The sequence below is a fragment of the Pseudoroseomonas cervicalis ATCC 49957 genome (assembly GCF_000164635.1).
Taxonomy (GTDB): domain Bacteria; phylum Pseudomonadota; class Alphaproteobacteria; order Acetobacterales; family Acetobacteraceae; genus Pseudoroseomonas; species Pseudoroseomonas cervicalis.
In genome coordinates, this window is record NZ_GG770780.1 from 256,137 (window position 1) to 267,846 (window position 11,710).

10 protein-coding genes are annotated in these 11,710 nt (G+C 70.5%); 3 read left to right on the top strand and 7 right to left on the bottom strand.

What is annotated here, in order from left to right:
• Positions 1 to 39 precede the first annotated feature (39 nt).
• Positions 40 to 1,131, top strand: coding sequence for an FAD-dependent oxidoreductase (locus tag HMPREF0731_RS14600; protein ID WP_040613392.1), 1,092 nt, complete (start codon positions 40 to 42; stop codon positions 1,129 to 1,131).
• A 6-nt stretch (positions 1,132 to 1,137) separates the two neighbouring features.
• Here HMPREF0731_RS14600 and HMPREF0731_RS14605 read toward each other — a convergent pair whose 3' ends face one another.
• Positions 1,138 to 2,436 carry an esterase-like activity of phytase family protein gene (locus HMPREF0731_RS14605; RefSeq protein WP_007004929.1) on the bottom strand — a complete coding sequence of 433 codons (1,299 nt, stop codon included), beginning with the start codon at positions 2,434 to 2,436 and terminating at the stop codon, positions 1,138 to 1,140.
• 269 nt (positions 2,437 to 2,705) lie between these two features.
• Between HMPREF0731_RS14605 and HMPREF0731_RS14610 the strand changes: the two genes are divergently transcribed.
• The gene (locus HMPREF0731_RS14610; RefSeq protein WP_007004930.1) at positions 2,706 to 3,746 is read left to right on the top strand and encodes a TerC family protein; all 1,041 of its coding nucleotides are present in this window, start codon (positions 2,706 to 2,708) and stop codon (positions 3,744 to 3,746) included.
• Between the two features lie 96 nt (positions 3,747 to 3,842).
• On the opposite strand, the gene HMPREF0731_RS14615 is transcribed toward HMPREF0731_RS14610, so the two are convergent.
• The 5 genes from HMPREF0731_RS14615 to HMPREF0731_RS14635 form a co-directional block, all read right to left on the bottom strand.
• Entirely contained in the window at positions 3,843 to 5,255 is a 1,413-nt protein-coding gene (locus HMPREF0731_RS14615) for a TRAP transporter large permease (protein ID WP_007004931.1), read from the bottom strand.
• Positions 5,256 to 5,285: 30 nt separating this feature from the next.
• Positions 5,286 to 5,834 carry a TRAP transporter small permease subunit gene (locus HMPREF0731_RS14620; RefSeq protein WP_007004932.1) on the bottom strand — a complete coding sequence of 183 codons (549 nt, stop codon included), beginning with the start codon at positions 5,832 to 5,834 and terminating at the stop codon, positions 5,286 to 5,288.
• Positions 5,835 to 6,024: 190 nt separating this feature from the next.
• Positions 6,025 to 7,092 (bottom strand): TRAP transporter substrate-binding protein, encoded by a 1,068-nt coding sequence (locus HMPREF0731_RS14625; RefSeq protein ID WP_420493610.1) that lies wholly within the window; start codon positions 7,090 to 7,092, stop codon positions 6,025 to 6,027.
• Between the two features lie 195 nt (positions 7,093 to 7,287).
• Entirely contained in the window at positions 7,288 to 8,676 is a 1,389-nt protein-coding gene (locus HMPREF0731_RS14630) for an FAD-binding oxidoreductase (protein WP_007004934.1), read from the bottom strand.
• Complete coding sequence (locus tag HMPREF0731_RS14635; protein ID WP_007004935.1) at positions 8,673 to 9,578, bottom strand: dimethylarginine dimethylaminohydrolase family protein; 906 nt, start codon at positions 9,576 to 9,578, stop codon at positions 8,673 to 8,675. Before HMPREF0731_RS14635 ends, HMPREF0731_RS14630 begins: the two co-directional genes overlap by 4 nt.
• A 152-nt stretch (positions 9,579 to 9,730) precedes the next feature.
• Between HMPREF0731_RS14635 and HMPREF0731_RS14640 the strand changes: the two genes are divergently transcribed.
• Positions 9,731 to 10,489, top strand: coding sequence for an HpcH/HpaI aldolase family protein (locus HMPREF0731_RS14640; RefSeq protein ID WP_007004936.1), 759 nt, complete (start codon positions 9,731 to 9,733; stop codon positions 10,487 to 10,489).
• A gap of 76 nt (positions 10,490 to 10,565) precedes the next feature.
• On the opposite strand, the gene kdgD is transcribed toward HMPREF0731_RS14640, so the two are convergent.
• Positions 10,566 to 11,498 carry a 5-dehydro-4-deoxyglucarate dehydratase gene (gene kdgD, locus HMPREF0731_RS14645; RefSeq protein WP_007004937.1) on the bottom strand — a complete coding sequence of 311 codons (933 nt, stop codon included), beginning with the start codon at positions 11,496 to 11,498 and terminating at the stop codon, positions 10,566 to 10,568.
• Positions 11,499 to 11,710: the final 212 nt, after the last annotated feature.

Sequence of the window (11,710 nt, forward strand, 5' to 3'; positions counted from 1 at the left end):
CCTCTTGTCTGGCTTCCGCTTTTTGCCATCCTCCCCGCCATGCCGAACGCGCTTGTCCTCGGGGCCGGGATCATGGGCCTTTCCGCCGCCTGGGGGCTCACCCGGGCCGGCTGGTCCGTCACGATCGTCGAGCAGGACGAGATCCCCAACCCGCGCGGCGCCAGCGTCGACGAGCACCGGCTGATCCGCCACGCCTACGGGGCGGAGCGCGGCTACATGCGCATGGTGGACGAGGCCTATGCCGCCTGGGACCTGCTCTGGGCCGAACTGGGCGAGCGCCTCTACGTGCCCACCGGCGTGCTGGCGCTGGGCGATGCCGGCGGCGGCTGGCTGGCGGAAAGCCGCGCCACCCTGGCCGGCGACGGCCACGCCTTCGCCGATCTCGGCGCGGCGGCGCTGGAGGCGCGCTTCCCCATGCTGCGCGCCGCCGGGGTGGGCGACGCCTTCCACATGGAAACCGGCGGCGTGCTGCTCGCCAACCGCATCGTCGCCGCGCTGGCCGCGCTGCTGAAGCGGCGCGGCGTCACCTTCCGCCGGGGCCGCGCCACGGAGGCCGACCCCGCCCGCGCCCGCCTGCACCTGGAGGATGGCGCGGTGCTGGAGGCCGACCTGCTGGTGCTGGCCGCCGGCCCCTGGGCGCCGCGCTTCCTGCCGGGCCTGGCCGGGCGGGTCACCGCCTCGCGCCAGATCGTGGTGTATCTGGAACCGCCGGCGGGGCAGCGCGAGGCCTGGGCGCAGGCGCCGATGCTGCTGGACCTCTCGGCGCAGGGCGGCTTCTACGCGGTGCCGCCGGTGGCCGGCACGGCGCTGAAGATCGGCGACCACCGCTTCTCCTGCCAGGGCGATGCCGAGGCCGATCCGCGCGAGGCCAGCGCGGCGGAGGCCGAGGCGATCCTGGACCTGGCCCGCCCGCGGCTGCGCGAGGCCGCCGCCTATCGCGTGCTCGGCGCCCGCGCCTGCTACTACGATGTGCAGCCGGAGGAGCGCTTCCTGCTGGAGCCGCTCGGCGAGCGGACCATGCTGATGAGCGGCTTCTCCGGCCATGGCTTCAAGTTCGGCCCGCTGCTCGGCCTGGCGGTGGCGGCGGAGGACCGCGCCAGCCGCGCCGGATGGGCGGCCGGGCGCGGCTGAAGCCTCTCACCATTCGAGGGCGCCGCGCACCAGGGCGATGCGCGTGCGCTCGCCGCCAATGCCGAAATCATCGTCGTTGATCAGCATCAGCGTGTTGCCGGGCAGCAGGGCGATGCCCTCGATCTTGCCGGGCAGCTCGGGATGGTCGGCGCTGTCCAGCACCAGGCGCTTGGTCACGGCCATCACGCCGCTGCCGGAGAGGTCGCGCAGCTGCTCCAGGCTGGGGCGGGTGGCGGCATCGTCCCAGGCGCTGCCGGCGATGTCGGTGGCGCCCTGGTCGAGCCGCACCTCGTAGAGCTTGGTGGTCTTCTCCGTGCGCTCCAGCACCAGCAGCCGGTCGGGGCCGAGCCAGGCCATCTCCGAGATGCGCGGGTCGCTCTGCCGGTCGGACGGGTCGTTGCGGAAGCTCTGCGGCGCGTCGAGCTGATAGACCCATTCGCCGGTGACACGGCCGGCGGCGGGGTCGAAGCGGATCAGCCGCGTGTTGCGCGCGCCGCGGTAGGCGGCGGCGTCGGGGTTGGCCAGGGGGTTCTGCAGGATGGCGTAGAGCGTGGCGCCATCCGGCGTGCCGGCCAGGCTCTCGATGCCGCGGTTGGACTGGCGGCGGGCCAGGATGGCGGGCAGGCCGGGCTCGATGCGGTAGCCGGCGCCGGCGAACTCGCCCTCGGTGCCGGCCGGCACGATGCGGCGCAGGATGCGGCCATCGGCCGCCACCTCGACCAGGGAGGGCCCGTTCTCCTCGCCCACCCAGAAGCGGCCATCCGGCAGGCGCAGCAGCCCCTCGGCATCGATGGCGGCGGGGTCGAAGGCCAGGCGCCGGCCCTGGCCGTCCAGCGGCTGCTCGGTGCGGCCGGGCAGCGGGTTGGTCAGGCCGGTGATCGGCCGGCCGTCCGGGCGCTTCAGCGCGATCGCCTCGAACACCCGGAAGCGGCGCTGCTCGGGCAGCAGCTGCACGCCATAGAGGGTCGGGGAATAGTCCGGCACCGGGTAGATGCGGCCGCGCGGATCGGCGGCGCAGATCTCGGCCGGCTTCTGGCCGGTGAAGGCCTCGGCATCGGCGCAGGCGATGTTCGGGCCGCGGTCGGACAGGGTGTAGACGATGTCGGCCGGGTCGCCGGCGCGGTGATGCGCGGCGCTGCCGATGCCGATGGTGAACTCCGTCACCCGCCCGCCCGGAAACTGGTGGCGGCCGAGGCGCAGCGCCGGGTCGTCGCTCTCCAGCATGGTGATCTCGGGCGCCGCCCAGGCCGGGGCGGCGAGCAGGGTGGGCAGGGCCAGGCAGGTGGCGAGCAGCAGGCGTCGCATGGTTCGATCCGCGTGTTGGACAGAGGCGCGGACCCTAGCGCCGGCGCCGCGCGCCGCCGCGTGACCGTTGCATGACACCGCCCGCCCGGGGCGCCGCGTCAGGCCCGGCCTGCCGGAGGAAAATCGACATCAGCCTGGGCGCGGCGCTTGATGGCCGGCGGCGGCGCGACCATGTCCTTCACTGTCCGGTTCCCTCTGGCAGCGCAGCCTCCTGCGCCTGCGATGTCGGACACATCGCCCTGATCCCGTTCCCCCCGGGGAACCCGACCATGCCGGAGCCGAAATTGGAGTTCCTCACCGCCAGCTTCCTGGCCACGCCCGTCTGGATGTGGCTGGCCTTCATGGCCCTCGTCATCCTTCTGCTGGTGCTCGACCTCGGGGTCCTGCACCGCGAGACGCGGGAGATCGGCGCGCGCGAGAGCCTGGTGCTCTCGGCCGTCTATATCGGTCTCGGCCTGCTGTTCGGCGGCTGGGTCTGGTATTCCTTCGACCATCTGCGGCCGCCGCTGGAAGGCGCGCTCGACGGCGCCACCGCCGCCCAGCTCTACTGGACCGGCTTCATCGTCGAGAAGACGCTGGCGATGGACAATGTCTTCGTCATCGCCATGATCTTCGGCTATTTCGCCGTGCCGCGCCTGTACCAGCACCGGGTGCTGTTCTGGGGCATCCTCGGCGTCATCGTGCTGCGCGCGCTGATGATCGGGCTGGGTGCCAGCATCGTGCAGCAATTCGGCTGGGTGCTCTACCTCTTCGCCGCCTTCCTGATCTTCACCGGCGTCAAGATGTGGCGCATGGCCGACGCCAAGCCCGACATCGCGGGCAACCCGCTGCTGGCCTTCATCCGCCGCCGCTTCCGCGTGACGGAGGAGCTGCATGGCGAGCGCTTCTTCATCCGCCGGCCGGACCCGCAGACCGGGCGCGCCGCCTGGTTCATGACGCCGCTCTTCCTGGCGCTGATCCTGGTGGAGGTGGCGGATGTCATCTTCGCGGTGGATTCGGTGCCGGCGATCTTCGCCATCACCACCGACCCGTTCATCGTCTACACCTCGAACATCTTCGCCATCCTCGGCCTGCGCGCGCTGTATTTCGCCCTGGCGGCGATGGTCCACCGCTTCCACTACCTGAAATACGCGCTGTCGCTGCTGCTGGTGTTCATCGGCTCGAAGATCTTCGTGGCCGACCTGCTCTTCCCGGAGACGGGCAAGGTGCCGCCCTCGCTCTCGCTCGGCGTCACCTTCGCCATCCTGGCGGCGGGCATCGTCTGGTCGCTGTGGAAGACCCGCGGCGCGCCCCCCGCCGGGCCGGCCTGACCGGCCCGCGGGGCCCAAAAAAACCCGCGCCGGCTGCCCGGCGCGGGGTTCCCGCAAGGACGGTGCGGCGGGGGCTCCGGCCCCCGCCGCGGCGCGTCACTTGAAGATGATCGGCGCGTCGTCCATCGGCAGGTCGGGCATCGGCACGTCGATGCGCACCGTGCTCGGGTCGATGTCGGGGCCGGAATGCAGCCAGTAGGTCACCAGCTCCGGCCAGGAGATGACGATGCCCACCAGCACCAGCTGCATGCACAGCCAGGGGATGGCACCCCAGTAGATGTCCTTGGTGCGCACGGTCTTGGGCGCCACGCCGCGCAGGTAGAACAGGGCGAAGCCGAAGGGCGGGTGCATGAAGCTGGTCTGCAGGTTGACGCAGAGCAGCACGCCGAACCAGACCAGGTTGATGTCGAGCTTGGCCGCCACCGGCCCGAGCAGCGGCACGACGATGAAGACGATCTCGAAGAAGTCGAGGAAGAAGGCCAGGAAGAAGACGAAGATGTTGGTGAAGATCAGGAAGCCGGTCTGCCCGCCCGGCAGGTGGGACAGCATGTGCTCGATCCAGAGCCCGCCATCGACGCCCTGGAACACCAGGCTGAACACCGTGGCGCCCACCAGGATGAAGATCACCATGGCGGTCAGCCGCATGGTGTTCTCCATCGCCTGGCGCATCAGCGACCAGGTGAGGCGGCGGTTGACGGCGGCCAGCAGGATGGCGCCGCAGGCGCCCATGGCGCCGGCCTCGGTCGGCGTCGCCAGGCCCAGGAAGATGGTGCCCAGCACCAGGAAGATCAGCACGACCGAGGGCACCATGCCCTTGGCGACGCGCCAGTAGAGCGGCCAGCCGCGCGGCCCCAGCGCCTCGGGCGGCAGCGGCGGCACGCGCTGCGGCTGGAAGATGGCGACCATCGCGATGAACAGCAGGAACAGCAGGATCTGCAGGATCGAGGGGCCGATCGCGCCGGCATACATGTCGCCCACGCTCTTGCCGAGCTGGTCGCCCAGCAGGATCAGCACCAGCGAGGGCGGGATCAGCTGCGCGATGGTGCCCGAGGCGGCGATGACGCCGGTGGCGATGCGCGTGTCATAGCCGTAGCGCAGCATCACCGGCAGCGAGATCATGCCCATGGCGATGACCGAGGCGGCGACCGTGCCGGTGATGGCGCCCAGCACCGCGCCCACCAGCACCACCGCGACCGCCAGCCCGCCCGGCACCTTGCCGAAGAGCTGGCCGGTGCCTTCCAGCAGGTCCTCGGCCAGGCCGCAGCGCTCCAGCACCGCCCCCATCAGCGTGAAGAAGGGGATGGAGAGCAGCAGCTCGTTCGACATGATGCCGAAGACGCGGAAGGGCATGTTGCCCAGATAGGCGGTGGTGAAGAAGCCCAGCTCGATCGAGAGGAAGCCGAAGAACAGCCCGACCGCGGCCAGCGAGAAGGCCACCGGAAAGCCGATCAGCAGGAATATGACGAGGCCGCCGAACATCAGCGGCGGCATCATCTCTAGGGTCAGCATCGCAGGAGGGTTCCGGATAACGGTTGCGGGTTACTGGTCGGGACGCTGGTATTCGGTCACGACCTCGGTCGCCGGCCGGATGCCGCGCAGCAGGGCGATGCGCTTGATCAGCTCGGCCAGCCCCTGCAGCCAGACCAGGGCGAAGCCCAGCGGCAGCAGCAGCTTCACCGGCCAGCGGATCAGCCCGCCGGCATTCGAGGATTCCTCCATGCGCAGATAGCTGTCGAGGAAGAAGGGCCAGGTCATCCAGACCATCAGCCCCATGGCCGGCAGCAGGAACAGCACCAGCCCGAACACGTCGACCCAGAGCCGCTTGCGCTCGGACAGGCTGCCGAACACCAGGTCGACGCGCACATGCTCGTTGCGCATCAGCGTGGGCGCGGCGCCGAGCAGCACGATGCCGGCGAAGAAGTACCATTGCACCTCCAGCCAGGCATTCGACGAATAGCTGATGCCGTAGCGCATCACCGCGTTGCCGGCACTGGTCACGACGGCCAGCAGCACCAGCCAGTAGGCGATCACGCCCATGGCGGTGCTGACCTTGTCCATCGCCCGACTGAAGCCAAGCAGGGCACCCATCCGGGGGGTCCTCCCAAAATCACCAAGGAAAGCCGGCGCCGGGGACCCGGCGCGGGCGGGCGTGGCAGGGGGCGGCGCGGCGCCGGCCCCGGCCGGTGGCGTCCACTAGCCGGAAAACCCCGGTGCTGGCAGACGGAAGTTGCGGGACGGCCCCCGCCCGGCCTCCCGGCCGGCGGGCGGGGGCTGGCGCTCAGCGGCGCTGCTGCGCCTCCTGCCCGTACATGGCGTAGACGAACTGGTCGAAGCTGTTCTCGGCCACGCGGAACCAGCCATACTGGGTCTCGCGGAACGCCTTCCAGTGCTCGTAGACCGCCTTGAAGTTCTCGTTGCGGGCCGCCGTCTCGTCATACAGCTCGAAGGCGGCCTTGTAGCAGGCCTGCATCACCTCGCGCGGGAAGGCGCGCAGCTGGGTGCCGGAGGCGATCAGCCGGCGCAGCGCCGCCGGGTTCTGCACGTCGTATTTCGCCATCGTCTCGATCGTGGCGTCGCGGCAGGCGCTCTCCAGCGCCTCGCGGTAGAGCGGCGGCAGCTCGTCATACTTCGCCTTGTTGATGTACATGGAGAGGTTGAGGCACCCCTCCCACCAGCCGGGGAAGTAGTAGAACGGGGCGACGCGGTTGAAGCCGAGCTTCTCGTCGTCATAGGGGCCGATCCACTCGGCCGCGTCCACCGTGCCCTTCTCCAGCGCCGGGTAGATGTCGCCGCCGGCGATCTGCTGCGGCACCACGCCGAGCTTCTGCAGCACGTTGCCGGCAAAGCCGCCGATGCGGAACTTCAGCCCGTTCAGGTCCTGGACCGTCCGGATCTCCTTGCGGAACCAGCCGCCCATCTGGGCGCCGGTGTTGCCCGCCGGGATCGAGACGATGTTGTACCTGGCGAAGAAGTCCTTCATCACGTCGCGCCCGCCGCCCTGCTGCAGCCAGGCGTTCATCTGGCGCATGTTCAGGCCGAAGGGCACCGCGCCGTCGAAGGCGAAGGTCGGGTCCTTGCCGACGAAGTAGTAGGAGGCGGTGTGGGCGCATTCCACCGTGCCGTTCTGCACGGCATCCGCCACCTGCAGCCCGGGCACCAGCTCGCCCGCCGGGAAGGCGCGGATCTGGAACTTGTTGTCGGTGAGCGCCGCGACCCGCTTCGCCACATGCTCGCCCGCGCCGTAGATGGTGTCGAGGGAGCGGGGGAAGGAGCTGGCCAGGCGCCAGCGGATCTCGGGGGCGGATTGCGCGATGGCGGGGGCCGCCAGGGCGGAGGCACCGATCACGGCACCGCCTGCCAGCAATTGACGACGGATCATTGGCTCTAGGCTCCCTTGGACGTTCCGGCGACGCGCACCGGTCACACCCAGTTTCGGGGATTCCTTTCGCCTTGTCATCCATGCAGCGGCCCCCGGACCGGTCAGCAGGGGTGACTTTTTTCGGGCGGCCCCGGCCGGTCCCGGCCGGGGCGGCGCCACGCCTCAGTCCAGGAACAGCTTGCCGGGGTTCAGGATGCCCTTCGGGTCCAGGCTGGCCTTCAGCCCGCGCATCACGTCCAGCACCTCCGCCCCGTGCTCCTGCACCAGGAATTCCCGCTTGCCGAGGCCGATGCCGTGCTCGCCCGAGCAGGTGCCGCCCAGCGCCAGCCCCTGCGCGACGATGCGGCGGTCCAGCGCCCAGGCCTTCTGCAGCCCCTCCGGATCGTCGGCGGGGAAGAGGATGACGCAGTGGAAATTGCCGTCGCCGACATGGCCGACGATGCAGGTGTTCTGCCCCATCGCCACCGCCGCCTCCTTGGCGCCGACGATCGCCTCCGCCAGGCGGGAGATCGGCACGCAGACATCGGTGGTGATGCCGCGGCAACCCGGATACAGCGCGTTGGCCGCCCACCAGGCGTCGTGGCGGGCCTTCCACAGCCGGTTGCGGCTCTCCGCGTCCTCGGCCCAGGCGAAGCCCTGGCCGCCCATCTCCGTGGCGATCGCCTCCACCGCCTCGGCCTGCTCGCGCACCCCCGCCGGGCTGCCATGGAATTCCAGGAACAGCGTCGGCAGGGCCGCATAGGGCAGCTTGGAATAGGCGATGGAGGCGCGCATCTGGTCGGCATCCGCCAGCTCGATGCGGGCGACCGGGATGCCGGCCTGCATGGTCATGATGACCGTCTCGACCGCGGCGGAGAGGCTGTCGAACTGGCAGACCGCGGCGGTGGTCGCCTCCGGGATGCCGTGCAGCCGCAGCCGGATCTTCGTCACCACGCCGAGCGTGCCCTCGGAGCCGATGAACAGCCGCGTCAGGTCGTAGCCATTGGCGGATTTGCGGGTGCGCCCGCCGGTCTGGAGGATGCGGCCATCGGCCAGCACCACCTCAAGCCCCAGCGTCGCCTCGCGCATCGTGCCGTAGCGCACCGCGTTGGTGCCGCTGGCGCGCGTCGCCACCATGCCGCCCAGCGTGCAATGGCTGCCGGGATCGACCGGGAAGAACAGCCCCTGGTCGCGCAGGAAGTCGTTCAGCTGGTGGCGGGTGACGCCCGGCTCCACCAGGCAGTCCATGTCCTCGGCATTCACCTCCAGGATCGCATTCATGCGCGACAGGTCCAGGCTGAGGCCGCGCCGCACCGGCACCACATGCCCCTCCAGGCTGGTGCCGGCGCCGAACGGCGTCACCGGCACGCCATGCGCGTGGCACAGCGCCAGCAGGCGGGAGACCTCCTCAGTCGTCTCGACGAAGGCGACGGCGTCGGGCAGCACCGGCGGGTTGGAATCCTCGCCCTTGGAATGCTGCTCGCGGATCGAGGCATTGGTGGAGAGCCGCTCGCCCAGGAAGGCGCGCGCCGCCGCCAGCACGGTGTCGAGCGGGTTGGTGTCGATGGTCATGCAGTTTCCTCCTCCCGCGCGAGCGGGCAGGTCAGGCAATGGGGGCCGCCGCCCCCCAGGGTGAACAGCGAAAGCTCGGGGTCCAGCACGGTCAGCCCCTCGGCGCGCAAGGCGGCGTTCAGCGCCGTGCTGCCGCGCGCCGAGATCACCCTGTCGCCGCCGAGCGCCAGGATGTTGCAGCCGAGCTGCATGGCGTCGCGATAGCCGACCGGGAGGGTGCGGATGCCATGGCCGCGCAGCCAGGCCAGGAAGTCCTCGTCCAGCACCTCCTCGCAGGCGACGGCCAGGCCGGGTGCCGCCATGCAGAACAGCACGTCGAGATGCAGGAAATGCTCCTCGAAGGGCTGCAGCCGGACCTCCCAGCCCTCGGCGCGCAGCCAGCCCGCCAGCTGCTCCGCCCCCGCCTCGTCGGTGCGGCCGCCGGAATGGCCGATGACGGCCAGGCCCGGGCGGAGGATGTGGATGTCGCCCCCCTCCAGCGTGCCGGCATTGGACATCTTCCAGAACTCGCTGGCCTGCTTCCGATGCCAGTCGAACAGGAAAAAATATTCGCCGCGGCGCTGCGGGCGTTCCAGCTGGCACAGCACCGGGCCCTGATGCGTCACCACCACGCTGTCGCGGGTGTAGACCATGTAGGGCAGGTGCGGCTCGGGCCGCAGCCGGTGTACCCGCGCGCCGCCCTGCTCCAGCGCCGCCACCAGCTCGGCATGCTGCGCCTGGAGGTGCGGCAGCGCCGGCCCCTGGCGGGACTCGGCCAAGGTGCGGCGGGCGATGCTGTTGGTCGGCAGCCAGCGATAATGGTCCGGCGGGCAGACCAGCACGTCGCGCAGCGGCGCCGTCTCGGAGGCGACGCGCCAAGGGGAAGGCTGCGGGGAAGGCGAGGGGGGAAGCGGGCTCGGCATGGCCGCGCAGGCTACGCCCGGCGCGGGCGGCCGGAAAGGGCGCCGATCGGCGGCGCCCCGCGCCACGCGCTTTCCTGCCCGACCCGCGTTGACGCCCCCCGGCGCGAGTCCTAGCGTTTCAATCCCGCCGTCCCGGAGGAAATGGAATTACAATGGCGAACAAGGTGAAAGAGGCCTGGGCGCAAGGCCGCGCCGTGGTCAATGGCTGGCTGGCCATCCCCAGCGCCTTCAGCGCGGAAACCATGGCCCAGGCCGGCTTCGACAGCCTGACCGTGGACATGCAGCACGGGGTGCAGGACTACCTCTCCACCGTCGCCTGCTTCCAGGGCATGCAGCCGCACCCGGTGACGCCAATGGTGCGCGTGCCCTGGAACGAGCCCGGCATCATCGGCAAGGTGCTCGACGCCGGCGCCATGGGCGTCATCTGCCCGATGGTGAACACCGCCGAGCAGGCCGCCGCCCTCGTCTCCGCCTGCCGCTACCCGCCCGAGGGCACCCGCAGCTTCGGCCCGATCCGCGCCGGCATCTATGGCGAGGCCGGCACCTATTTCGAGACGGCCAACCGCGACATCGCGGTGATCCCGATGATCGAGACCAAGCAGGCCCTCGACAACCTGGAAGCCATCCTCGACACGCCGGGCGTCGACGGCATCTATGTCGGCCCCTCCGACCTCGGCCTCTCCCTCGGCCTGCCGCCGAAGCTGGACCGCGAGGAGCCGGAGATCCTGAAGATCTACGAGCGCCTGCTGTCGGAATGCGGCAAGCGCAACCTCGCCGTCGGCCTGCACAATGGCAGCGCCGCCTACGCCAAGCGCATGATCGGCATGGGCTTCAAGCTGACCACCATCCTGAACGACAGCGGCATCCTGCTGCAGGCCGCCCGCGCGGCGGTGGCGACGGCCAAGGGCTGACAACGAGTCTGGGGAGGCTTTGCCTCCCCAGGCCCCTCCACCGGGGGGACAGGGTCCCCCCGGACCCCGCCTTCAGTTAGGCCGCCTGGGCCAGCTGGGCGGGCAGCGCCTCGATCAGCGCGGTCAGCGAGGCCATCTCGGTCGGCTCCAGATCGGTCAGCGGCGCCCGCACCGGGCCGGCCGGACGGCCCACCGCCGCGCAACCCGCCTTCACGATCGACACCGCATAACCCTTCTTCCGGTTGCGGATGGCGATATAGGGCAGCACGAAATCGCGCAGCCCCTGGAACACCGCCTCGCGGTCGCGGCGGCGCACCGCGGCGTAGAAAGCCTGCGCGAAACCGGGCACGAAGTTGAAGATCGCCGAGGAATAGGTCGTCACGCCCATCTCGAGATAGGGCAGGGCGAAGGTCTCGGCCGTCGGCAGGCCGCCCACATAGGTCAGGCGGTCGCCCAGCTTGGCATAGACCCGCGTCATCAGCTCGATATCGCCGACGCCATCCTTGAAGCCGACCAGGTTCGGGTTGCGCTCGCACAGCCGCGCCAGCGTGTCCTCGTTCAGGATCGCATTGTCGCGGTTGTAGACGATGACGCCGAGGCCGGTGCTGCGGCACACCGCCTCGATATGCGCGGCAAGCCCCGCCTGCTCGGAATTGACCAGGTAGTTCGGCAGCAGCAGCAGCCCATCCGCCCCCGCCGACTCGGCCGAGCGCGCCAGATCCTGCGCGATCGGCGTCGCCATGCCGCAAGGCGCGATCACCGGCACCCGGCCCGCCGTCTCGGCCACCGCCGCGCGCACCACGCGCTCCACCTCGGCCGGGGAGAGCGAGAAGAACTCGCCCGTGCCGCCGGCGGCGAACAGCCCCGCCGGGTCATGCTCCAGCAGCCAGGCCACATGCGCGCGATACGGCGCCTCGTCGAAGCTCAGATCCGGCCGGAAATGCGTCACCGGGAAGGAGAGCAGGCCGCTGCCGATCTGCTGCGCCATCGCGGAGGGAGTCATGGGCATGTGCGGGTCCTTCCCTGAAACGTCATGATGTCTGGTCATCATACATCGTGCCGGTGGACCGTCTATCGCGGAAGTGACGCCGCCGCAACCGGCCCGCGCGCGGCATCGCCGGGCTGTTAACAAACCGTTCACAGGCGCGGCGGAGCTTCCGCCTCCCGTGAGCGACCTTCCCCCGACTCCGCCCGCTGGCGGCCGGCTCCGGCGCTGGGGTG